The following is a 20815-nucleotide window of genomic DNA, read 5'->3' as shown; positions in this document are numbered from 1 at the left end:
GTTTTCAGCGGCTGCGCGCAGGAGGCTTGCTCGCCTGCGGCGTGGCCGCTAGGCTGGTGAATGGCCCGGCAGGGCTGGCACCTCGGGAAAGGGCCTGCTCTTTTCCGCGTGTGTAGGGCGTGATCCTGGCGCCCCTGTCCCCTTGCAACTGCGCACTCGCAGCGACCCGCCTCGCGTGTCCGCCTATCGCATCAAGGTACTGGGGATTTGCGCCGCGTTCGCGGGCAGCAGCTGCCACAGCCGCCCAGCCATCGGCCAGCATGGTCCGTCGCTCGGCGGGTATCTCCCGGGCGGCCTGCAGGGCCATGGTCGCATCGTCGCGGGGTTGACGCTGACTGTCGTAGAGCAGCTGGCCGCCGCGGTTGATGATGCGCAGCCGATCCAGCTGATGGGCCAGCTGGCTCACCGTAGCACTGAACCCTTGCATCGCCGCATCGTGGTAGTCCTCTGTGACGAAGCGCGGGTTCGGGTTGCCCACCTGGTGCTGGCGTTCGTGGCGTTGATAGATGCCGAGCAGGCTTTCTTCCCTGCTGGTGGCTACTACCACCATCTCCACCTTGTAGCCTTGCTCCTGCAGCCGGTCCACGAAGCGCTGGACCGACTGTGGGTTGCGGAAGGTGCCCTCCTCCACGATGTTGCGCCGCGCCTCGATCGCCATGAGCCGGAGGGCGTTCGCAAGCCGGCCGGCGTCCGCTTGGGTCTCGCTGGATGGCAGTCTGGCGGTGCCGAGGGGGATGCGCTCGCGCATGCGATCCGCATCCACGTGGACGAAGCCACCCTGCGCCTTGAGTTCGTCGCGCACAAGCTCGCCCCCTGCACTTTTGCCTGCGCCGGGCTGGCCACCCACCAGCACGACACGGGGTTGATCCTGTGCCGAGGACCGCGCCGCACGCTGCGCGAAGTAGCTGCTGGTGATGGCCGCCACCGATTCGTCGGTGAGCGGCTTGTACCCTTCCCCGGTCATGGGCGCGCGGATTCCTGCGGGGTGCGCATTCCGAAAACGCTGTCTTGAGGGTTCAGGATGCGCGCGATGGTCTCATGGTCGTTGACCCTCAGATCCTCTTGCAGATTGGAGATGGCGGCCATTTGGGCCTCGCAATAGGCGATCAGCGCGGCCGAGGGCTGGGCCTTCTCGCGCTCGTGCTGGAGGGCCATGATGAAGGGCTGCAGGCGCTGGCCCAGGTTTTCCAGGGCCACTTCGTAGTCGATGCTCTCGCTGTTGATGCCAAGGCTTTGCATGGTTGTTCTTTCACGTGCGGGGGACTCTCGATTTCTCGGCGAGAAATTCCCAGGGATTGATGAGCAGCACTCCCGAGTCCTCGAAGTGCTTGATGTTGCGCGTGACCAGCGCAGCGCCGTGAACCAGGCCGGTAGCGGCCATCAGCGCATCGCGGTAGTCCCGGCTGTCCGCCTGGGTCAGCTTTGCCGCGCGCCTGGCGATTGCGTGGTCCACAGGCAGGATGCGGCTGTTGAAGGCTGGCAGCACCATGGCATCGAGCCAGCGCGCCAGTACCGCCGCCTGTGACTCGTCCCCACGCTGTGCCAGGTGGCTGATGCCGCGCTGGATCTCCAGCACCGTGATGGAGGTGATGTACAGCTGGTCCATGGCCTGCGCTTCCATCCAGGCTTCCACGCTGGGATGGCAGGTACTCTTTCGGATCTCGGACAAGACATTGGTGTCCAGAATCAGCATGGTTTTTCCTGACCGTCGAAGGTGCCAATGTTGTTTGGACCGGCCGTGCGCGCGATCCGGGCGTTGCCCGACCCCGTGGTCGCCGTCATGCGTCCAGTTCCCTGGCGTCGATGCGGATCGGCTGGATGTCGAAATCGTCGGCCTCGTTCTGGCGCAGCAACTCCACCGGGTTCCTGTCGGTTTTGGTCAGGCGCCGGTACTCGGCGATCGGGATGAGCGCGAGTGCGGGTTCACCGCGATCGGTGATGATGACCGTGCCACCCTCGCTCGCCACGCGCTTTGACGCGCTGACGTTGTGCACGAACTCGCGGGCGGTGACGGTTGTGATCGGTTGTGCCATGGTCCTTCCTTCCAATGAAATGCGCAGCGTCGGCCGACAGCGGCTCATGTGGTGCCGCTGTTCTCGGCGGCGATGGCGGCGCGCGTTTGCCTGGCCAGCGCCCTGTAGGCATTGAAGATGGGCAGCGGCATGCCGTACTCGCCCACGTCCTGTGCCCTGCGGTCGCTGTTGTATTCGGCGTCCAGCAAAATCTGCTGCGCCAGATCCAGCGGCACGCGCCTGCGGCCCTCGTCCAGTTCTTCGGACAGCCATTCGGGACAGCGGTTGGCGTACTCGTTTGCGATGGTCGCACTGATGCGCAGGGTCACGAACCGGACGGGCGGCTGGCCTTCATGCATGGCGAACCCCTTTCTCATGCTCCCGGGCAGCCTGCTCGATCTCATCGGCCAGCTCGCGCAGCCGGCCGACCGTTACCACCCACTCGGGGGTCTGGAGGCCGGCAAAGAGTCGATCCTTGACGGCCTGGTAGACCGTTTCGGCGCGCTCGTCGCCGAGTGCGAAGGCGCATGCGGCGATGGCCAGCTGCGCCGGGCCCGAGCCCATGTACCCCCATTCCAGGCCGCTGGGCGAATGGTTGCGCAGGTCGATCCGCCAGGGCAGTTCGTCGGTGGCGTTCCAGGGTGCCGGCACCGCTCCGTGGTGGTCGAGGATGGCCGAGACCATCGGCGCCGTGGTCACGCGGGTGTGGTGCCCATCATCGGCGCGGCGTCCGAAAATGCCCACCCACGCCGGCGGTGCCGGCTGGCAGTACGACAACCGGGCCGCCGCGCTCTCGCTGCCGTCCGCCGGGTCGCCGCGGAGATCGCCCGGCACCAATCCGTGCAGCCGCAGCCAGGCGGCGGCCAGGGTATCGCCGAGGACGATCGCGTCGGCCTTGGTGTCCGCGTCCACCTCGAAGGTCTTGCGCACATCCAGCGGGCCGGTTGTGTAAGTCACGAACCAGGGGTGCATCGCTCTCTCCCCTGCTGGTGATGCTTTCGCGTCATCAGCTGCTCGTGGAATTTCGGGTTGGCTCCCTGCAGGTGCCAGCCGAACATGGAGCCGGTCAGCATGGCTTCGCGCTGCGCGGATGTGACGCCTTCGGCGGCATTGAGTTCGTCAGCTGTCAGCCGTGTGTGGATCGGGTAGTAGCCGGGCTCGCCGCGCTTGACGGCGATCACCGGCGACGTGCCGTAGACGCCCTTCGGGTTGTCGGCATAGGCGATGGGCGGAAGTCCGCGCTCGGAGAGTGCGTCATCGCGTGCGAGGTCGATGGGATTGAGGTGCATGGCCGTCGTCTCCTTGAACCCGATCCCCGGGCCTGGGCAGGTGGAATATCCATCTGCGCCAATGTTAGTAACGTTACTAACAATTGTCAAGCCCTCAAACTGGGGTTCTAAGCCAGAACCGCCGAAATTTCCGTCATCCCAGCTCCAGCCCCGCCACGAGCGCATCCAGGTCGATCATCTTGCCGTCGCTCTGGAAGGTGTAATGCCCGTTCAGCAGGATGTGCCGCCAGGCCGCCGGCGATATCTGGGTCAGGAGAGCGTGCGCCTTGGCGTTGCCGCTCGCCTCGTACTTCATCAGCAGCCGCGAGAGGATGGCCGAGTTGTAGAAGATGACCGCGTTGGCGATCAGCCTGGCGCACTGGTTGCTGATCTCAATTTCGATGTCGGTGCGCCCGGTCAATTCCTTCTTGCCGCCGACCTGGGCGATGGTTGAGCGTAGCTGGTGATAGGACTCGATGCGGTTCTGTGAGCGGTGAACGTTGCGCTCCAGTTGCGGATCGCGCAGGTAGCGCAGCGTGTAGATGCTGCGGATGAGCTTGTCGAACTCGAACACCGCGCGCCGCGTGGGGTTCGGCGCGGTGTAGGTGCATAGCTTGCGGATCAGCGTGCCCTGCGTCATCTCCTTCAGTCCGAGCGTGGCGACAATCTGGTCGAGGTTCGGCTTCTCGCTGACTATGAGATCGCGGTCGATTCTCCCGGCCGGCCGGATCAGGCACTGATCGTACAGCGCCGGATCGTCGGCACTGTAGAGTTCCTTCAACTGATCGCCAAGGTCGGTGAAGCGCGGCTCGAAACGCAGGCCGAACCAGTGCAGGATAGCGAAGTTGGCCTTGTTGACGCTGTGCATGTCGCCGGTGATCGCGGTCGGCACGATGTCCGACGTGTTGCGATACCAGATGTCGAACACGTGATGGGCCTCGTAATCGTGCGCGCCGATCAGGTAGCCGTTGAGCGGCACGTGGTTGCACAGCAGCGTGTAGGCGACCACGCCCTTGCCGCGCCCAAAGTATTTGCGCGAGTGGCGCGCTTTCACGGTCGGCCGCTCGACGCCGAATTTCTGACCATCGACGGCACCGTACAGTGCATCGAGGTCGAACGAGTAGTACGGGAAGATCGGCAGCGCGGCGATGGCGTTGCTGATGCAGTCGTTGGCCGCGTGCAGCGTTGCGTGGCGCAGGTACTGTTGGTAGGCGCTCTCCAGCACGTGGTACGGGATGTCGCTGGTGCGTGCCATGACCTGGTTGCCGTGGTTCATCGCCTGCGCGATGATGACCGCCATCAGGCTGTCGGCGTCGGCGACCTTCTTCGCATAGCGCGGCTGCAAAGGCGTCAGCGCCGACAGGAACTGGCACTGGCCGTTGACGAAGCGGAACACGTCGGCCACGTCGCAGAACGGCAGTTGCTCGTAGAACGCCTTCTCGCGCGCCTTCTGGTTCTCGCCCTTGGGCTTGCGCCATGTCAGCTTCTGCGTGTCCTTGTCGTATTCTAGGTGCGTCAGCTTGCCCTGCTTCAGCTCGCGGTTGAAGGCCAGCCACTGAGCGCGCAGCTCGGTCGCGAGCGCATCGAGCTGGGCATCGAGTGGCTGCCGCAGGAACGGGATGTCGATCTGCGCCAGCACGGCGGCCTTCTCATCCAGCGAAACCAGCTCGTCGGAAAAATGCCGGTGCTGCAAGCTGTCGTCGAGGTAGAGTTCACCCGACTGGAAGCGCTTCCTGACCTGGCGGTACAGCCAGAACTCGTAGCGGTCGGCATGCAGGTCCGTCGGCTTGCCATCGGCATCGAAGGTCAGCAGGTACGGTCGCAAGCGTTTCGGCAGCGTGGCCGCTGGACATTCGGCGAGCGGCCGTTGCGATAGGCGCTGCTGTTTGGCGAACACGTCCTTGGCCCAGGCCAGCGCCACGAGCCACGGGCTGCCCGGATCAGTGCCAGCGAGGTCGAGCGCGACATACAGCGGCCGAAGATGGCGGCGGATGCGCTCAGCCAGGCCGTCCACCGCCTGCCAGTGCAAAGCCAGCTTGCTCACCGGCTTCACGCTCATGCGCTGCGCGGTGGTTTGCAGCGTATCGCGGGGCATGATTTTGTAGGCGCGCTGGCGCACATCGCCGAACGGCGTGGGATCGGGCACGCTGTCGTCGATGTAAAGCGACAGCAGGCGGCCGACCTGCGGTGTGTCTTGCTGACGGCGCACCTGCTCGGCGACAAAGGATTGCTTTGCGCCCGCACTGCTTTCGTCCTCCAACTGCTTCATGTGGTAGGCCATCGCATCGACCAGGTTGTCGGAAAGCTGCCGGTAGCGCACCCAGGCATAGCAAAGCAGGTAGAGGTAGGTCTGATCGGCCTTCAGGTTGCGTAGATCGTGGACGGTGTAGAAGTTCGCCAGGCTGGCGTAGTACAGCAGATTCTGCTGCGAGACGCCGAGCTTGGGCAGCAGCGCCTTGGCGATCCGGTGCAGCGGCTCCAGCGTGGCGCGCTTTTCGCGTTCGCGGGCCATCTGACGCCAGCCAAAGTCCTTGGCGTCCTGCTTGAGCGCCGCCAATTGCGACAGGGTGTCGTCACGCACTAGAAGCCGACCCAGCGCGGCCTTGGCCGATTCGTCCAACACTTCCGACAGCAGGCCAGCCAGCCGCCGACGCTCGGCGGACAGGGCTTCGCTCACCAGCTCTTGCAGGGTGGTATAGCCGGGCCGGATGATCTTGTGCTCGTTTAGCCAGACGATCAGCTCGGCGGCGATGAACCCCGGCATCACGTCGCGCCGCACGGTCTGCGCGGCCTGCTGCGCGAGCTGCGCCAGGAACTCGGCCGCCCACGGCCGGTAGCCGAACAGATCGGCAATCCACTCGCGCTGGGTGTAGTGCTCGTGCTTGGAGATTGGCTTGTGCTCGAAGGACTCGCCGTGGAAGTAGCGGCTCAGCACGAAGGCGCAATCGTGCTCGACCTCACTCCAGTCGAAGCGGAAGAAGGCATGCTTGGCCTTGAAGTAACCGATCTGCAAGATGCAATAGACCTGGGCATGGAGACCAGGCCGGCTGCTGGCGAGCGCCAGTTCGGTTTCAGTCAACGCCAAGTATTCCAGCCGCTGGGCGTCGTCGAAGTCCGGCAGGCCGTACAGGGCTTCCTGCTCGGCGTCCGACAGGACGGTCAATCGTTCGCTCTTGGTCGTCATCGCGATGACGCTCCACGAGAGCCCGTCCAACCAACCCGTGCCAGGGTCTCGATCAGCGTGGTTCGCTTGACGCCGAAGTTGCGGCACACCGCCGCCTTGGACATGCCGCCATCGAGCGCAGCGACGATGGCCTCCAGCTTCTCGCCGGTGATCGCCTGCGGCCGGCCGCCGATCCGGCCGCGTTTGCGGGCGGCAGCCAGACCGGCGACGACACGTTCCTGGATCAAGGCGCGTTCGTACTGCGCGAGCGCGCCGAACACCTGGAACAGAAACTCGCCCGAGGGCGTCGTGGTATCCAGGTTCTCCGTCAGCGAGCGGAACGCCACCTGCTTTTTCTTGAGCGAGGTCACGATGGCGAGCAAGTGCGACAACGAACGGCCGAGCCGGTCGAGCTTCCACACGACCAACACGTCGCCAGGGCGAACGAATTCGAGCGCCCGCGCCAGGCCCGCGCGGTCGTCCTTCGCGCCGGAAGCATGATCCTCGAACAGATGCCGCGCATCGACGCCGACGGCGAGCAGCGCATCGCGCTGCAAGTTCGTGCTCTGGCGGTCGGAGTCCGACGACACGCGCATGTAACCTACCAACATAAGCGGAAAACCATTAAGACGAGGTTTCCGTATGGTAGCGTCTGGCGACAGAGTTTTCCGCACAATTTTGCGGCCACTCGGAGGTTGGTGCAGATGTCGTTTTCAGAAGACGGCTGCACTGAACGTCAGAAGCCGACTGCACTATAGCAGCGGAGGGGTTGGATCCATCAGGCAACGACGGGCTGCTGCCGGCCATCAGCGGACGCAGGGAGGACTTTCCGCAACCGGCCGTTCGATGCGGCACCGATGGCCTTCGCGCAGGGGTAGTGAATCCGCCAGGATTGACTTGCGCTGCCCTACCTCTCACTAGTGAGGGGCGGCAGCGCATCAAGCGGTGAGCGCACTCCGGCACCGCCAACTTTCAGCACATGCGTGTAAATCATCGTCGTAGAGACGTCGGAATGGCCGAGCAGATCCTGCACGGTTCGAATGTCGTAACCGCTGCGGAGCAAGGCCGTCGCGAACGAGTGGCGGAGGGTGTGCGGTGTGGCGGGCTTCGTGATGCCTGCTTGTTCTACGGCACGTTTGAAGGCGCGCTGAAAGGTCTGGTCATACATGTGATGGCGACGCACGACACCGCTCCGTGGATCGGTCGAATGCGTGTGCTGCGCAAAAACCCAGAACCACGGCCAGGAATGCCCGGCGCGCGGATACTTCCGCTCAAGGGCGTCGGGAAGCGCAACGCCGCTGCGGCCCTCGGCCTGGTCCTTCAGCCACCATGCCCGTGCACGCGACAGCTGCTCGCGCAGGCTGGGTGCCAAGCTCTCGGGTAACATCAAGGCCCGATCCTTGGAGCCCTTGCCCTCCCGCACGATGATCGTGCCGTGATCGAAATCCAGATCCTTGACCCGCAGTTGCAAACCCTCACTGATCCGCATGCCCGTTCCATACAGAAGCTGGGCGAACAAACGATGCTCGCCTTCCAGAAAACCGAGGATGCGAACCACTTCATCCGGGGTCAGCACCACCGGCAAGCGCCGCGACGGCCGAGGTCTTCCGATCTCCTGAAGCCAGGGCAGATCCGTGCACAGCACCTTGCCGTAGAAGAACAGCAAGGCCGCCAATGCCTGACGATGCGTGGAGACCGAAACCTTGCGCTCGTTCGCCAGCCAGGACAGAAATGCCTCGACTTCGCTGCTGCCCAAGGTTGCCGGGTGACGCACACCGTGGAAACGGATGAAGGCACGAACCCAGTGGACATAAGCCTGTTCGGTTCGTAAACTGTAATGCAAGTAGCGTATGCGCTCACGCAACTGGTCCAGAACCTTGACCGAACGCAGCGGTGGTAACGGCGCAGTGGCGGTTTTCATGGCTTGTTATGACTGTTTTTTTGTACAGTCTATGCCTCGGGCATCCAAGCAGCAAGCGCGTTACGCCGTGGGTCGATGTTTGATGTTATGGAGCAGCAACGATGTTACGCAGCAGGGCAGTCGCCCTAAAACAAAGTTATGCTGTGACCCGGGTTGTTGGCGAAGCGAACGTATGGCGATTAAAGTAATAAACGCAAAGGTAAAATAATGACGTGGAGAACGACCAGAACACTTTTACAGCCTCAAAATCTGGACTTCAATGAGTTTGAGATTCTTACTTCCGTAATTGAGGGCGCCCGAATTGTCGGCATTGGCGAGGGCGCTCATTTTGTCGCGGAGTTTTCACTGGCTAGAGCAAGTCTTATCCGCTATTTGGTCGAAAGGCATGATTTTAATGCGATTGGTTTGGAATGTGGGGCGATTCAGGCATCCCGGTTATCTGAATGGCTCAACTCAACAGCCGGTGCTCATGAACTTGAGCGATTTTCGGATACCCTGACCTTTTCTGTGTATGGCTCAGTGCTGATCTGGCTGAAATCATATCTCCGCGAATCAGGAAGAAAACTGCAGTTAGTCGGAATCGACTTACCCAACACCCTGAACCCAAGGGACGACCTAGCGCAATTGGCCGAAATTATCCAGCTCATCGATCACCTCATGAAACCGCACGTTGATATGCTGACTCACTTGTTGGCGTCCATTGATGGCCAGTCGGCGGTTATTTCATCGGCAAAATGGGGGGAGCTAGAAACGGCTCGGCAGGAGAAAGCTATCTCAGGGGTAACCAGATTGAAGCTCCGCTTGGCGTCGCTTGCCCCTGTACTGAAAAAACACGTCAACAGCGATTTGTTCCGAAAAGCCTCTGATCGAATAGAGTCGATAGAGTATACGTTGGAAACCTTGCGTATAATGAAAACTTTCTTCGATGGTACCTCTCTTGAGGGAGATACTTCCGTACGTGACTCGTATATGGCGGGCGTAGTAGATGGAATGGTTCGAGCGAATCCGGATGTGAAGATAATTCTGCTGGCGCACAACAATCATTTACAAAAAACCCCAGTCTCCTTTTCAGGCGAGCTTACGGCTGTTCCCATGGGGCAGCACCTCGCAGAGAGGGTGAATTACCGTGCGATTGCATTCACCCATCTTGGACCCACCGTGCCGGAAATGCATTTCCCATCGCCCGACAGTCCTCTTGGATTCTCTGTTGTGACCACGCCTGCCGATGCAATCCGTGAGGATAGTATGGAACAGTATGTCATCGACGCCTGTGGTACGGAGAATTCATGTCTGACATTGACAGATGCCCCCATGGAAGCAAAGCGAATGCGGTCTCAAAGCGCCTCTGTAAAAACGAAATTGAGCGAGGCATTTGATGCCATCGTCTGTGTTCCAAGCGCCGGCAAGGACAGCCTAGTTGCCCTATAGGAAACCGGAAATGAAAATGAGGGAGCATAACCTGCGAATCCACCGGACGGTTTTCAACCGCCGGTGATCAGCGCGTTGGGCGTCTTTTCAGTAGTGGTACTTGAGTTGAACGATCCAAAGGGCATCATCCGCCACTTTGTAAACCATTCGGTGCTCATCCGTAATTCGACGAGACCAATAACCGGCCAAAGCATGTTTTAATGGCTCTGGCTTGCCCACTCCAGAGAAAGGCTCTCGGGTGGTTTCTTTAATTAGCTTGTTAATTCGATCAACCATGCGGCGGTCTTGTTTTTGCCAGAACAGATAATCTTCCCATGCATCATCGGAAAAAATTAATCTCATTCGGCCAACTCCCGCGCCTGTCCTCGGCCCGCTTCAAGTTGCTCGATCGACTTGAAAAGCCGCTTGGCGTTGGCGGGGCTGCGCAGCAGATACGCAGTTTCTTCCAGCGCCTGGAAATCTTCCAGCGAGAGAATCACAACCGATTGGTCGCCGTTACGTGTGATGATCACCGGCTCATGATCGTTGCAAACACGATCCATGGTTCCAGCCAGGTTGGCGCGGGCGTGTGTGTAAGTGATAGCGTCCATAACATCCTCCGTACATGTACAGAAAATTGTACAACAAGAGCAACTCGAAGGCGAGGCAAAAAAACGCCCAACCCTTCAATCAAGTCGGGACGGCCAAAAGCAAGCTTTTGGCTCCCCTCGCTGGCGCTCGGCGCCCCTTATTTCAAACGTTAGGCATCACAAAGTACAGCATCGTGACCAACAGCAACGATTCCGTCACACTGCGCCTCATGACTGAGCATGACCTTGCGATGCTCTATGAGTGGCTAAATCGATCTCATATCGTCGAGTGGTGGGGCGGAGAAGAAGCACGCCCGACACTTGCTGACGTACAGGAACAGTACTTGCCAAGCGTTTTAGCGCAAGAGTCCGTCACTCCATACATTGCAATGCTGAATGGAGAGCCGATTGGGTATGCCCAGTCGTACGTTGCTCTTGGAAGCGGGGACGGATGGTGGGAAGAAGAAACCGATCCAGGAGTACGCGGAATAGACCAGTCACTGGCGAATGCATCACAACTGGGCAAAGGCTTGGGAACCAAGCTGGTTCGAGCTCTGGTTGAGTTGCTGTTCAATGATCCCGAGGTCACCAAGATCCAAACGGACCCGTCGCCGAGCAACTTGCGAGCGATCCGATGCTACGAGAAAGCGGGGTTTGAGAGGCAAGGTACCGTAACCACCCCAGATGGTCCAGCCGTGTACATGGTTCAAACACGCCAGGCATTCGAGCGAACACGCAGTGATGCCTAACCCTTCCATCGAGGGGGACGTCCAAGGGCTGGCGCCCTTGGCCGCCCCTCATGTCAAACGTTAGATGCACTAAGCACATAATTGCTCACAGCCAAACTATCAGGTCAAGTCTGCTTTTATTATTTTTAAGCGTGCATAATAAGCCCTACACAAATTGGGAGATATATCATGAAAGGCTGGCTTTTTCTTGTTATCGCAATAGTTGGCGAAGTAATCGCAACATCCGCATTAAAATCTAGCGAGGGCTTTACTAAGCTTGCCCCTTCCGCCGTTGTCATAATCGGTTATGGCATCGCATTTTATTTTCTTTCTCTGGTTCTGAAATCCATCCCTGTCGGTGTTGCTTATGCAGTCTGGTCGGGACTCGGCGTCGTCATAATTACAGCCATTGCCTGGTTGCTTCATGGGCAAAAGCTTGATGCGTGGGGCTTTGTAGGTATGGGGCTCATAATTGCTGCCTTTTTGCTCGCCCGATCCCCATCGTGGAAGTCGCTGCGGAGGCCGACGCCATGGTGACGGTGTTCGGCATTCTGAATCTCACCGAGGACTCCTTCTTCGATGAGAGCCGGCGGCTAGACCCCGCCGGCGCTGTCACCGCGGCGATCGAAATGCTGCGAGTCGGATCAGACGTCGTGGATGTCGGACCGGCCGCCAGCCATCCGGACGCGAGGCCTGTATCGCCGGCCGATGAGATCAGACGTATTGCGCCGCTCTTAGACGCCCTGTCCGATCAGATGCACCGTGTTTCAATCGACAGCTTCCAACCGGAAACCCAGCGCTATGCGCTCAAGCGCGGCGTGGGCTACCTGAACGATATCCAAGGATTTCCTGACCCTGCGCTCTATCCCGATATTGCTGAGGCGGACTGCAGGCTGGTGGTTATGCACTCAGCGCAGCGGGATGGCATCGCCACCCGCACCGGTCACCTTCGACCCGAAGACGCGCTCGACGAGATTGTGCGGTTCTTCGAGGCGCGGGTTTCCGCCTTGCGACGGAGCGGGGTCGCTGCCGACCGGCTCATCCTCGATCCGGGGATGGGATTTTTCTTGAGCCCCGCACCGGAAACATCGCTGCACGTGCTGTCGAACCTTCAAAAGCTGAAGTCGGCGTTGGGGCTTCCGCTATTGGTCTCGGTGTCGCGGAAATCCTTCTTGGGCGCCACCGTTGGCCTTCCTGTAAAGGATCTGGGTCCAGCGAGCCTTGCGGCGGAACTTCACGCGATCGGCAATGGCGCTGACTACGTCCGCACCCACGCGCCTGGAGATCTGCGAAGCGCAATCACCTTCTCGGAAACCCTCGCGAAATTTCGCAGTCGCGACGCCAGAGACCGAGGGTTAGATCATGCCTAGCATTCACCTTCCGGCCGCCCGCTAGCGGACCCTGGTCAGGTTCCGCGAAGGTGGGCGCAGACATGCTGGGCTCGTCAGGATCAAACTGCACTATGAGGCGGCGGTTCATACCGGGCTCTGTTGCAAAAATCGTGAAGCTTGAGCATGCTTGGCGGAGATTGGACGGACGGAACGATGACGGATTTCAAGTGGCGCCATTTCCAGGGTGATGTGATCCTGTGGGCGGTGCGCTGGTATTGTCGCTATCCGATCAGCTATCGCGACCTTGAGGAAATGCTGGCGGAACGCGGCATTTCGGTCGACCATACGACGATCTATCGCTGGGTCCAGTGCTACGCCCCGGAGATGGAGAAGCGGCTGCGCTGGTTCTGGCGGCGTGGCTTTGATCCGAGCTGGCGCCTGGATGAAACCTACGTCAAGGTGCGGGGCAAGTGGACCTACCTGTACCGGGCAGTCGACAAGCGGGGCGACACGATCGATTTCTACCTGTCGCCGACCCGCAGCGCCAAGGCAGCGAAGCGGTTCCTGGGCAAGGCCCTGCGAGGCCTGAAGCACTGGGAAAAGCCTGCCACGCTCAATACCGACAAAGCGCCGAGCTATGGTGCAGCGATCACCGAATTGAAGCGCGAAGGAAAGCTGGACCGGGAGACGGCCCACCGGCAGGTGAAGTATCTCAATAACGTGATCGAGGCCGATCACGGAAAGCTCAAGATACTGATCAAGCCGGTGCGCGGTTTCAAATCGATCCCCACGGCCTATGCCACGATCAAGGGATTCGAAGTCATGCGAGCCCTGCGCAAAGGACAGGCTCGCCCCTGGTGCCTGCAGCCCGGCATCAGGGGCGAGGTGCGCCTTGTGGAGAGAGCTTTTGGCATTGGGCCCTCGGCGCTGACGGAGGCCATGGGCATGCTCAACCACCATTTCGCAGCAGCCGCCTGATCGGCGCAGAGCGACAGCCTACCTCTGACTGCCGCCAATCTTTGCAACAGAGCCTCCGTCGCCATGCTCACCTCGCTTTGGTGCACACGAGTATTGAGCATAGTCGAGATTGGTGCAGATCACTTCTGATATTGAACTGTCAGGAGCTGGCTGCACAACAGCCATTACGCCCAATCAACTGGTGCAGTCGTCTTCTGAAAATGACAGCAGAGGACCGTTGAAGGCCTGTCGAAAAACAAATGTTTTCCGACAGGCCTTGGCCTAGCGCACGCCCGCCTTGCAGCGTTCTGTGAATAGCGCTTAGTAATGACGGCGTATATACTTTGTTAGTATCAAGTGGCAGGAGGCCCCGATCATGTCAAAACAAGCCGTTTTCACGATGAAGCTGGAGCCTGAGTTGCGCGCCGAGTTTATGGCCGAAGCCGAGGCGGCCCATCGCCCGGCGTCGCAAGTGCTGCGCGAGCTGATGCGCGAGTTCGTTCAGCGCCAGCGCGAGTCGCGCGAGTACGACGAGTTCCTGCGCCGCAAGGTCGAAGCCGGCCGGGCTTCGATGCGCGCTGGATTGGGGCGGTCGAACGATGAAGTTGAGGCCGAATTCGCCGCACGGCGTGCCAGTGTGGCGAGCCAGGCGTGAGGGTTGTTTGGACGCCCGAAGCGCAGCAAGACCGTGCCGATGTGTGGGACTACATCGCAGCCGACAATCCGCGCGCGGCGGCCCGGATGGATGAGATTTTCAGCGACGCGGCCGCCCGCTTGATCCAGCACCCCATGCTGGGCAAGCCGGGAAAGATTCCCGGGACCCGCGAGTTGATCCCGCACGAAAGCTATCGCCTGGTGTATCAGATCGACGGCGAAACGGTGTGGATACTGACGCTGGTTCATACTGCCCGCCTGTGGCCGCCTGTGCGCGATTAAGATATGATCATGGCAACAATGAAACGGCGCGTTGACAGACTGCTTTCGAGCCAGACCGCGGTCGGCGGCAGGCGGCCAGAAGCAGTCACTCATCGCTCCGCGATGCCGAGCCAATTTGCTATCAAATTTTTTAGAATCCCCAGCTCGTAGCGCTACAGCACTCAATTGCATCGCAAGTGCCAGCGTTGGCTTTCCTCCTTCACCCGTAAGGTAAAAATTGAAAAACCGTCTGTTTACTGTCCTTCTGACAGCCGCTGTCTTTGGTCTTGGCTCGGCTGTCAATGCTGCTGAAATTTCCAGTGCTGAAGCAATGAAAGCCATCTCTGCAGCCGTGCTGCCTGCCATGGAAAAGAACCAGATTCCTGGTATGGCTGTGGCATTGGTATTGGGGGACAAGACTTATGTCTTAAACTATGGCGTGTCAGATGTTGAGAAACAAACACCGGTAACTGACGAGACGATTTTTGAGATTGGCTCTATCAGTAAGACCTTCACAGCCACACTGGCGACGCACGCAGAAGCCACTGGGAAGCTGAAACTGACCGATACAGCAGCAAAGTATTTGCCTGAGTTGTCTGGTACGGACTTCGGTAACTTGCAGCTTTTCCATCTTGGAACGCACACCGTTGGCGGCATTCCTCTGCAGGTGCCTGATGAAGTCCAAACTCGGGAGCAGCTTCTGGAATACCTCCGCACCTGGAAGCCTGCGTACAAAACCGGCACGATGCGTACTTATGCAAACCCAAGCATCGGTGCTTTAGGGTGGATAACGGCGAAAAGTTTGGGGCAAGATTTCAGCACCGCCATGACTCAAACCATTTTCCAGCCCCTCGGTTTGACTAGCACTTATCTGAGCATCCCTGCACAGAAGATGTCCAGCTACGCTTGGGGCTACAACAACGATAAGAAGCCTGTGCGTGTCAATCCAGGCATGTTGGACAGTGAAGCCTACGGCATCAAAACCACGGCTACTGACCTGATCACCTTTGTGAAGGCCAACATGGGCATGTTGCCCTTGGATAGCATGCTGCAATCGGCTTTAAACAATACCCGCAAGAGCTATTTCAGCGTAGGCCAGATGACTCAAGACCTCATCTGGGAGGAGTATGCAATGCCTGTTGACTTGCCTATGCTGCAAGAAGGCAATGCTCCCAAACTTATCCTGAATCCAACCCCAGTAAGCGCTAAGGTTCCTGCAGCCACACCTAACAGCAATGTGTGGGTTAACAAGACTGGTGCTACCAACGGCTTCGGTGCTTATGTTGCGTTTGTGCCTGAAAAGCGCTTCGGGGTTGTGTTGCTGGCCAATAAAAACTACCCCAATGCTGAACGGGTAGAAATTGCCCACAAAATTTATAGCAATCTAACCGGGAAACAATGACAGCTTTGGGTCGGGTGCCGTCGCGTGCGCAGTGTCAAAGCTGACATGACTAATACATGAGATGGGCTGATGCTCGCCGTCCGGTCAGGCAGCTGCCCCCCTGCAGGACTCACAGCAGTTGTATGCCACCCGTCATCCGAGACGTCAGTCGGCCTCATCCAGACCGGAACAATCTGGACGTGACGTCCGGCTGGCATTGCCGTGATCGAAATGGCGGCTAGTGACACGACTGTTGGGTCTACCCCATCGACCGGGCGCGGGACAAGCCACGTTGATCGGCTGACGGAATTTTCGGCGGTTCCGGCTTAGAACCCCAAACTTGATCTCGCTTCCTGGAATTTCTCGGGGAGAAATTTTGGGCAGCTTTCGGCAGTTCGCTTTGACGTACCCTTTCAGGAATGCCTTCCGATGTGCTCGAAAATGCGCGCGGATGTCCTGGCAACCTCTTTGCGATAGGCCACGTAGGCTTCGTAGTCCGGCCAGCTGCCGATCACGGTCGGGCCGTACATGCCATTCCACATATTCGGTGATGGCCGGTCCATGCCCTGCTGAACGGTGAGGGCCGCCCGCTTTCGCGGTGTTTCCCCCTTCTTCAGTTGATCAACATGGCAGCTGATCTGATCAAGTTGGCAGTGCTTGTACTTGCCCGCCGAGTGGCACCAGCTGGCAAAGGCATGCTGCCCGTCCTTGGTTGCCAGCTCTCCGATCAGGTCAATCTCGAACTGTAGGGCTTGCTGGTCATCGCCCCAGCGCTCTTGTGCCAGTGCCTCCAGCCGGGCGTCCTCTTCCTTCTTCCACGCGGCAGCGCAAAACACTTGATAGTCCTTGGCCCACGCCGCTAGCAACGTCAGCTCCTCGGCCATGGCGCGCAGGGCGCTGGCGGCCGCATTGATCGCCAGTTCGTGCTCAGGCTTCAAGTTGCTGAACTGCTCCTTGATCTTCTGCATCTGCGTGGCCGAGCGCTTCGCATTCGACGCCTGGATCTTGATGTTCTTGTCGCCGTGATACCTGGCGTCCCACTCCCAGCGACGGATCAGGTCGGAATCGGCCTTGCGGCGTGTCTGCGCTTGAAAGCGTGCGAGCAGGTCACTCATGCCGTCCCTTCTTTCTCTTCAGTGCTTTTCCAGTGCCTGCCAGTTTTCGATGCGCAGGCCATCCACCCTTTGAAACTCGCCCACGTTTGCCGTGACGAGGACCAGCCCGCGCGACAGCGCATGCGCAGCGATCAGGGTGTCGTAGGCGCCGATCGGTCGGCCGATGCGCTCCAACTCGGCACGCACCGGGCCCAGCACCTCCGCGGCCTCGCGGTCCCACGTGAGCACGTTCGCCAGGTTGAGGAAGGCGTGAACCAGCTGGGCCAGCCGCACGGCTTGTGGCTTCTTGGCTAACCCGTAGACGTGCTCGGCCATCGTGATCGTCGAAATGCACCAGGCATCCGGCGGCAGCGCGAGCAGCTTTTCATTGATTGCCGCGTCACCGCGGATGGCAGCGCTGCTGGCATTGGTGTCCAGCATGTAGACCGCGCTCACGCGGCGCCCTCACCTGTTCTGTGCGGCTCGATCCAGTCCGCGTAGGGGTCGCGAGGGCCATCCATCGGCTGCTGGCGGTTCTTGAGATAGTCCTCCAGGCCTTCTGCAGCCAGCTCTTCGGCCAGCTGCTCGCGCAGCGCCGCGAATGCCGCCCAACTGACGGCCTTGACCGGGGACAGCACGACATCACCCGAGCGGGCATCGCGCCGGATCAGGACCTCGGTGCCCTCGAAGCGAAACTCGGCCGGCAGGCGCACAGCTTGGCTTCCGCCGCTGCTGAACAGACGGGCGGTCTTGATTGGATCAGCGTTCATGATGCGCTCCTTTGTTTTTCCGTGAACCGTGCCGTTTCCAGCAGGGCTGTGACTTCCGGGCCTTGCAGCGCCGCCTGCAGGCCCTTCTCCTTCGCGGCCCAATGTTCCGCAAGCTGCGCTGAGATGGCGTCGGCGGTCGCCTGGCCGTCGAGCATCACTCGCGCGGCCAGGTCCGCGACGAAGCCACCGACGTAGTGCAAGGTGGGAACGTCCTCGCCAATGCTGCGTTTCACGGCGGTGGACAGGCTTTGTGCCAGCACGGCTGTGCGGCCCAGCCGCGGCAACCAGGCGCGCAGCTGCTCGCACTGGTGCGGCTGCAGGACCAGCTTGAAGCCTTCCCAGTAGAGCGGCACGTGTTCGTTCTGCGCGAACCACTCCAGCGTCGTCGATCCGATCTGAGCATTGACGCCAAAGCGCAGGAGCGACGTACTCTCGCTTCCCAGCGTGCAACCCTCCTTGTATCCAGTGGCCGGCGGCTCCGCAACGACCCTGACGCCAAGCCAGCCGTCATCGCCGGGGAACACGCCCAGGGAGAACTCGAATCCCACGAATTCAAGGCCGCTATGCATGCGCAATGGCCGCTGGCCATACAGTTTCTCGGACAGGTCGCGCGCAGCCTTGAATTTCAGCCAGGCATCGGCCGCCGAGGCGGTGGTGCTGCCGACTTCTTTGAGCCAGTAGCTGCGCAACTGCTCCGACTGGGCATTCCACCAGTCCATGCCGCCTTGTTCGTCAGCTGTCGGCGCGCGCGTCACGTCTTGCATGGCAGTTCCTTGAGGCCTGATACCCCAGGCCACGGTGAGCGGACGGTTCAGCTCAGGGCAATAGTATATATATCGTGTAGCTACATTGCAAGAGCTAAAATAGTACAGTGATAACTGTACTTATCACTGCATGCTATTTCGTTGCCCTTTTCGGTGTCCGAAGATACGATGCGCCTAAGCCGTTGATGGGCAAAGAGTTTTTTGGAGTGCGAAGCGCTTGTCTTCGAGGAGCGACCGCCCTGCCCTTCATGCCGTGCGTGTTTTCTCGGAGAGAAATGGAGCCTATCCATGGACAACAGCTTGAGCTTTCGGGCCATCGACGCCGCCCTCACCCGATGCATGGAAGCCCACCCGCCCGAGGGCCTGGAGCGTCGCATGCATCCCGATGCCAACACCATGGCTGGCCTGTGGGCGCAGATGCTGGTGGACCGCGTTGACACGGTGCCTAGGGCCGGTATCAACCCGGATGTCATGGCCGCCTTGGAGCGCTGGCGTGCGAGCGAATGATTTCTCGGGGAGAAAAGATGCCTGATCCCAAGAAGCTGCCGGCTTCCCCGCTGCGCCTGACGCGCGACGTGCTGGCCCACCTGCGTTCCGTGGCCGAAGGATTTCCGGTGGCCAGCTCGGCTCGGCGCTATCTGGACTGCTCGGAGGATTCGGCCGTCGCCGTGCATCGCGCGGCCGTGGACATGGCCGCCGCCGTCGCGCGACGCGCGGGCCTCGGCCCGCGCTGGCGGCTGCTGCGCGTGCAACAGCTGCCGGTCCAAGCGCTGGCAAAGCCCGTTTCCCTCGAAGAATGGGCGGAATCCAATGGCTATGACGGGTTTTCCTTTGAAGAGTTGCGCGAGATCTACGAGGCCGAGAACGGCCCCCTCGGCACCGACCGCAAGACAAAGCAGATCGAACGGCTGCGACGTGCGAGGATGGAACTGCTGCAGCAGCTGGAGGCTCACGCTGTCGAGCCGCCCTCTCTCGGCGATTCCGTTGCGGCCTGGTTCCCCGAAGACCTGGCCGTGCGACTGAAGCGTGCCGGCTTCCACTTGATGGGCGAATTGCGCACCGCCATCGTTCTGGGTGGACGATGGTGGCGAGGCCTGCCGGGCTACGGTCCGGTCAAAGCCGGACAGCTTGCAGCTCAGGTCGGCGCATTGGTCGGCTGGCCGGCCGCACCGACCTGGGCCGCTTCGACGGAAGCGCGCGACCTGGCCGAGAACGCGCACCAGTTGATCGAGCAGTGGATCTCATCCCGTACCGAGTCGGCGCAGACCGTCCGAGCTTATCGGCGTGAAACGCAGCGCTTCCTTGTCTGGCTGGTGTCGGAGAGGCGCAAGTCCTTGGGCGATGCTGGCCCGGACGATTGCACGGCCTACATCGCATTCTTGCGGGCCGTGCCCGTGGAATGGATGAGCCGGCGCAGCGCCGCCCGCTTCCGCGAAGGATGGGCGCCTTTTGCATCGCAGCCGCGCATCACCAGCCAGCGGTATGCGCTGACCGTGATCAACTCCTTTTTCGCCTGGCTCGCGCGCGCCGGCGAACTGCCGCGCAATCCGTGGGATCTGGTGAATCTGCGACTGCCCGATGACCCGGACGAGTCGCTGGATGCGTCGCGGGCTTTCACGCCCACGGCCTGGGCCGTGCTGCATGCGCATGTACCGGAACTGCCGGATGCGGCGGCTGCACGCATGCGCTGGCTGCTGGAGTTCGGCCAGGGCACAGGCCTGCGCGCGACAGAATTGCTGTTCGGGCGCAAGGCGGACATTCGGCAGCGGGACGGAGGGTATTGGCTTCGGGTTCATGGCAAGGGCGCGCGCAACCGTTTCGTGGTTGTGCCAGCATCGGCCATGAGGGCGACAAGGGCCTACTTCGGCGCGCGTGGGTTGGATTACGACCTTGCGCATCCGAACACGCCGTTGCTTGCGCACCTGAAAGCGCCAGAGCTTCCAGGGATGGATGCGCCGGAAGCAGGGCAGCTGGTTAGGAGGCCAGACGAGCAGGAGCGGAAGCAACGTGGCTACCTCAGCTATTCAACACTCGCTCCGGCTTTCCAGCGGTTTGTACGGGCTGCGCTGCGGGCATCCTCACTGTCACATGAGGAACGGGAAGACGCACGTCACGCTTCGCTGCATTGGCTGAGGCACACGCATGCGACACGTGCGGCCGAAGCCGAAGTGCCGCCCGACGTGCTTCAGGCCAACCTGGGCCAAGCCGATCCACGCACAACTGCAGGCTACTACCGCGCCCAGGAGCAGCGCCGCCAGCGGCAGATGGAGCGTGCTTTCGGCTCGGCTGAAGGCGGTTGATGAAAGCAGTTCTGGAGCGTCCCTCATGAGTATTCGTACCTGTACGAATACTTTTCAACTTCCATTCGGGAGAGCCGGCCCTGACCCCTGGGCGCTGCCCGCTGCGCGGTCACCGGACGCCCGCGCGCCCTTCGGGCGCTTTCCGCAGCTCGCCTATTCGGCTCGATCCTTCGGATTGCCGCTGCGCGGCACTGCTCCAGGCCGCCTGCGCAAC

The 20815-nt window shown here is 60.6% G+C and carries 26 protein-coding genes; 10 read left to right on the top strand and 16 right to left on the bottom strand.

Annotation, left to right across the window (positions count from 1 at the left end):
* Positions 1-4: 4 nt before the first annotated feature.
* The 10 genes from ACX12L_RS21345 to intI1 all read right to left on the bottom strand — a co-directional run bounded on the left by ACX12L_RS21345 (position 5) and on the right by intI1 (position 8364).
* Positions 5-964 (bottom strand): zeta toxin family protein, encoded by a 960-nt coding sequence (locus tag ACX12L_RS21345; protein ID WP_231698654.1) that lies wholly within the window; start codon positions 962-964, stop codon positions 5-7.
* Entirely contained in the window at positions 961-1239 is a 279-nt protein-coding gene (locus tag ACX12L_RS21340) for an antitoxin (RefSeq protein WP_231698653.1), read from the bottom strand. Before ACX12L_RS21340 ends, ACX12L_RS21345 begins: the two co-directional genes overlap by 4 nt.
* 10 nt (positions 1240-1249) lie before the next feature.
* The gene (locus tag ACX12L_RS21335; RefSeq protein WP_231698652.1) at positions 1250-1693 is read right to left on the bottom strand and encodes a type II toxin-antitoxin system VapC family toxin; all 444 of its coding nucleotides are present in this window, start codon (positions 1691-1693) and stop codon (positions 1250-1252) included.
* Between the two features lie 85 nt (positions 1694-1778).
* The gene (locus tag ACX12L_RS21330) at positions 1779-2033 is read right to left on the bottom strand and encodes a type II toxin-antitoxin system Phd/YefM family antitoxin (protein ID WP_231698651.1); all 255 of its coding nucleotides are present in this window, start codon (positions 2031-2033) and stop codon (positions 1779-1781) included.
* A gap of 44 nt (positions 2034-2077) precedes the next feature.
* Entirely contained in the window at positions 2078-2371 is a 294-nt protein-coding gene (locus ACX12L_RS21325; protein ID WP_231698650.1) for a hypothetical protein, read from the bottom strand.
* On the bottom strand, positions 2364-2984 hold the full coding sequence (locus tag ACX12L_RS21320; RefSeq protein ID WP_431778056.1) for a DUF6166 domain-containing protein: 621 nt from the start codon (positions 2982-2984) through the stop codon (positions 2364-2366). Before ACX12L_RS21320 ends, ACX12L_RS21325 begins: the two co-directional genes overlap by 8 nt.
* Positions 2966-3301, bottom strand: a complete 336-nt coding sequence (locus ACX12L_RS21315) for a hypothetical protein (RefSeq protein WP_231698648.1) — start codon at positions 3299-3301, stop codon at positions 2966-2968. Before ACX12L_RS21315 ends, ACX12L_RS21320 begins: the two co-directional genes overlap by 19 nt.
* Before the next feature lie 133 nt (positions 3302-3434).
* Positions 3435-6464, bottom strand: a complete 3030-nt coding sequence (locus tag ACX12L_RS21310) for a Tn3 family transposase (protein WP_012077404.1) — start codon at positions 6462-6464, stop codon at positions 3435-3437.
* Positions 6461-7039, bottom strand: a complete 579-nt coding sequence (locus tag ACX12L_RS21305) for a recombinase family protein (RefSeq protein ID WP_012077403.1) — start codon at positions 7037-7039, stop codon at positions 6461-6463. The genes ACX12L_RS21310 and ACX12L_RS21305 overlap by 4 nt, the downstream gene beginning before the upstream one ends.
* 311 nt (positions 7040-7350) lie before the next feature.
* Entirely contained in the window at positions 7351-8364 is a 1014-nt protein-coding gene (gene intI1 / locus ACX12L_RS21300) for a class 1 integron integrase IntI1 (protein ID WP_000845048.1), read from the bottom strand.
* A 207-nt stretch (positions 8365-8571) separates the two neighbouring features.
* Here intI1 and ere(A) point away from each other — a divergent pair, with 207 nt between their 5' ends.
* Positions 8572-9792, top strand: a complete 1221-nt coding sequence (gene ere(A) / locus ACX12L_RS21295; RefSeq protein ID WP_032084014.1) for an EreA family erythromycin esterase — start codon at positions 8572-8574, stop codon at positions 9790-9792.
* Between the two features lie 87 nt (positions 9793-9879).
* On the opposite strand, the gene ACX12L_RS21290 is transcribed toward ere(A), so the two are convergent.
* Together ACX12L_RS21290 and ACX12L_RS21285 are read right to left on the bottom strand one after the other, a co-directional pair.
* On the bottom strand, positions 9880-10134 hold the full coding sequence (locus ACX12L_RS21290) for a Txe/YoeB family addiction module toxin (RefSeq protein ID WP_032492620.1): 255 nt from the start codon (positions 10132-10134) through the stop codon (positions 9880-9882).
* Positions 10131-10382 (bottom strand): type II toxin-antitoxin system Phd/YefM family antitoxin, encoded by a 252-nt coding sequence (locus tag ACX12L_RS21285; RefSeq protein WP_032492621.1) that lies wholly within the window; start codon positions 10380-10382, stop codon positions 10131-10133. Before ACX12L_RS21285 ends, ACX12L_RS21290 begins: the two co-directional genes overlap by 4 nt.
* A gap of 173 nt (positions 10383-10555) precedes the next feature.
* Here ACX12L_RS21285 and ACX12L_RS21280 point away from each other — a divergent pair, with 173 nt between their 5' ends.
* The 7 genes from ACX12L_RS21280 (at position 10556) to ampC (ending at position 15694) form a co-directional block, all read left to right on the top strand.
* Positions 10556-11110 (top strand): aminoglycoside N-acetyltransferase AAC(6')-Ib4, encoded by a 555-nt coding sequence (locus tag ACX12L_RS21280; RefSeq protein ID WP_003159191.1) that lies wholly within the window; start codon positions 10556-10558, stop codon positions 11108-11110.
* A 168-nt stretch (positions 11111-11278) separates the two neighbouring features.
* Positions 11279-11626 (top strand): quaternary ammonium compound efflux SMR transporter QacE delta 1, encoded by a 348-nt coding sequence (locus ACX12L_RS21275; protein WP_000679427.1) that lies wholly within the window; start codon positions 11279-11281, stop codon positions 11624-11626.
* A complete protein-coding gene (gene sul1 / locus ACX12L_RS21270) occupies positions 11620-12459 on the top strand; it encodes a sulfonamide-resistant dihydropteroate synthase Sul1 (protein WP_000259031.1) in 840 nt (279 codons plus the stop codon). The genes ACX12L_RS21275 and sul1 overlap by 7 nt, the downstream gene beginning before the upstream one ends.
* Before the next feature lie 174 nt (positions 12460-12633).
* Positions 12634-13398: an IS6-like element IS6100 family transposase gene (locus ACX12L_RS21265; RefSeq protein WP_001389365.1), complete on the top strand. Its 765-nt coding sequence runs from the start codon at positions 12634-12636 to the stop codon at positions 13396-13398.
* 355 nt (positions 13399-13753) lie between these two features.
* Positions 13754-14032, top strand: coding sequence for a hypothetical protein (locus ACX12L_RS21260; protein ID WP_011342941.1), 279 nt, complete (start codon positions 13754-13756; stop codon positions 14030-14032).
* Positions 14029-14313: a type II toxin-antitoxin system RelE/ParE family toxin gene (locus ACX12L_RS21255; RefSeq protein WP_011342942.1), complete on the top strand. Its 285-nt coding sequence runs from the start codon at positions 14029-14031 to the stop codon at positions 14311-14313. The genes ACX12L_RS21260 and ACX12L_RS21255 overlap by 4 nt, the downstream gene beginning before the upstream one ends.
* A gap of 217 nt (positions 14314-14530) precedes the next feature.
* Positions 14531-15694: a class C beta-lactamase gene (gene ampC, locus ACX12L_RS21250; protein WP_048709300.1), complete on the top strand. Its 1164-nt coding sequence runs from the start codon at positions 14531-14533 to the stop codon at positions 15692-15694.
* Positions 15695-16086: 392 nt separating this feature from the next.
* Here ampC and ACX12L_RS21245 read toward each other — a convergent pair whose 3' ends face one another.
* Genes ACX12L_RS21245 through ACX12L_RS21230 form a run of 4 tightly spaced genes read right to left on the bottom strand, consistent with a single transcriptional unit; the run spans position 16087 to position 18301 of the window.
* Positions 16087-16788 carry a hypothetical protein gene (locus ACX12L_RS21245; RefSeq protein WP_231698647.1) on the bottom strand — a complete coding sequence of 234 codons (702 nt, stop codon included), beginning with the start codon at positions 16786-16788 and terminating at the stop codon, positions 16087-16089.
* A gap of 18 nt (positions 16789-16806) precedes the next feature.
* Positions 16807-17223, bottom strand: a complete 417-nt coding sequence (locus tag ACX12L_RS21240) for a PIN domain-containing protein (RefSeq protein WP_231698646.1) — start codon at positions 17221-17223, stop codon at positions 16807-16809.
* Positions 17220-17537: an antitoxin gene (locus tag ACX12L_RS21235; protein ID WP_231698645.1), complete on the bottom strand. Its 318-nt coding sequence runs from the start codon at positions 17535-17537 to the stop codon at positions 17220-17222. Before ACX12L_RS21235 ends, ACX12L_RS21240 begins: the two co-directional genes overlap by 4 nt.
* Positions 17534-18301: a hypothetical protein gene (locus tag ACX12L_RS21230; protein WP_231698644.1), complete on the bottom strand. Its 768-nt coding sequence runs from the start codon at positions 18299-18301 to the stop codon at positions 17534-17536. The genes ACX12L_RS21235 and ACX12L_RS21230 overlap by 4 nt, the downstream gene beginning before the upstream one ends.
* Positions 18302-18589: 288 nt before the next feature.
* Here ACX12L_RS21230 and ACX12L_RS21225 point away from each other — a divergent pair, with 288 nt between their 5' ends.
* Both ACX12L_RS21225 and ACX12L_RS21220 read left to right on the top strand, forming a co-directional pair.
* Entirely contained in the window at positions 18590-18808 is a 219-nt protein-coding gene (locus tag ACX12L_RS21225) for a DUF3717 domain-containing protein (protein WP_231698643.1), read from the top strand.
* A 17-nt stretch (positions 18809-18825) separates the two neighbouring features.
* Entirely contained in the window at positions 18826-20601 is a 1776-nt protein-coding gene (locus ACX12L_RS21220; protein WP_231698642.1) for a tyrosine-type recombinase/integrase, read from the top strand.
* Positions 20602-20815: the final 214 nt, after the last annotated feature.

It is taken from the genome of Alicycliphilus sp. T452 (genome assembly GCF_054512775.1).
The sequence above is the reverse complement of the archived record's forward strand: the minus strand, read 5'-3'. Positions and strand labels throughout refer to the sequence as shown.

Excerpts from the sequence above, each read along its gene's own strand:
- ACX12L_RS21345 (WP_231698654.1), bottom strand. The coding sequence starts at position 964 with ATGACCGGGGAAGGGTACAAGCCGCTCACCGACGAATCGGTGGCGGCC.
- ACX12L_RS21340 (WP_231698653.1), bottom strand. The coding sequence starts at position 1,239 with ATGCAAAGCCTTGGCATCAACAGCGAGAGCATCGACTACGAAGTGGCC.
- ACX12L_RS21335 (WP_231698652.1), bottom strand. The coding sequence starts at position 1,693 with ATGCTGATTCTGGACACCAATGTCTTGTCCGAGATCCGAAAGAGTACC.
- ACX12L_RS21330 (WP_231698651.1), bottom strand. The coding sequence starts at position 2,033 with ATGGCACAACCGATCACAACCGTCACCGCCCGCGAGTTCGTGCACAAC.
- ACX12L_RS21325 (WP_231698650.1), bottom strand. The coding sequence starts at position 2,371 with ATGCATGAAGGCCAGCCGCCCGTCCGGTTCGTGACCCTGCGCATCAGT.
- ACX12L_RS21320 (WP_431778056.1), bottom strand. The coding sequence starts at position 2,984 with ATGCACCCCTGGTTCGTGACTTACACAACCGGCCCGCTGGATGTGCGC.
- ACX12L_RS21315 (WP_231698648.1), bottom strand. The coding sequence starts at position 3,301 with ATGCACCTCAATCCCATCGACCTCGCACGCGATGACGCACTCTCCGAG.
- ACX12L_RS21310 (WP_012077404.1), bottom strand. The coding sequence starts at position 6,464 with ATGACGACCAAGAGCGAACGATTGACCGTCCTGTCGGACGCCGAGCAG.
- ACX12L_RS21305 (WP_012077403.1), bottom strand. The coding sequence starts at position 7,039 with ATGCGCGTGTCGTCGGACTCCGACCGCCAGAGCACGAACTTGCAGCGC.
- intI1 (WP_000845048.1), bottom strand. The coding sequence starts at position 8,364 with ATGAAAACCGCCACTGCGCCGTTACCACCGCTGCGTTCGGTCAAGGTT.
- ACX12L_RS21290 (WP_032492620.1), bottom strand. The coding sequence starts at position 10,134 with ATGAGATTAATTTTTTCCGATGATGCATGGGAAGATTATCTGTTCTGG.
- ACX12L_RS21285 (WP_032492621.1), bottom strand. The coding sequence starts at position 10,382 with ATGGACGCTATCACTTACACACACGCCCGCGCCAACCTGGCTGGAACC.
- ACX12L_RS21275 (WP_000679427.1), top strand. The coding sequence starts at position 11,279 with ATGAAAGGCTGGCTTTTTCTTGTTATCGCAATAGTTGGCGAAGTAATC.
- sul1 (WP_000259031.1), top strand. The coding sequence starts at position 11,620 with ATGGTGACGGTGTTCGGCATTCTGAATCTCACCGAGGACTCCTTCTTC.
- ACX12L_RS21265 (WP_001389365.1), top strand. The coding sequence starts at position 12,634 with ATGACGGATTTCAAGTGGCGCCATTTCCAGGGTGATGTGATCCTGTGG.
- ACX12L_RS21260 (WP_011342941.1), top strand. The coding sequence starts at position 13,754 with ATGTCAAAACAAGCCGTTTTCACGATGAAGCTGGAGCCTGAGTTGCGC.
- ACX12L_RS21245 (WP_231698647.1), bottom strand. The coding sequence starts at position 16,788 with ATGAGTGACCTGCTCGCACGCTTTCAAGCGCAGACACGCCGCAAGGCC.
- ACX12L_RS21235 (WP_231698645.1), bottom strand. The coding sequence starts at position 17,537 with ATGAACGCTGATCCAATCAAGACCGCCCGTCTGTTCAGCAGCGGCGGA.
- ACX12L_RS21230 (WP_231698644.1), bottom strand. The coding sequence starts at position 18,301 with ATGCAAGACGTGACGCGCGCGCCGACAGCTGACGAACAAGGCGGCATG.
- ACX12L_RS21225 (WP_231698643.1), top strand. The coding sequence starts at position 18,590 with ATGGACAACAGCTTGAGCTTTCGGGCCATCGACGCCGCCCTCACCCGA.
- ACX12L_RS21220 (WP_231698642.1), top strand. The coding sequence starts at position 18,826 with ATGCCTGATCCCAAGAAGCTGCCGGCTTCCCCGCTGCGCCTGACGCGC.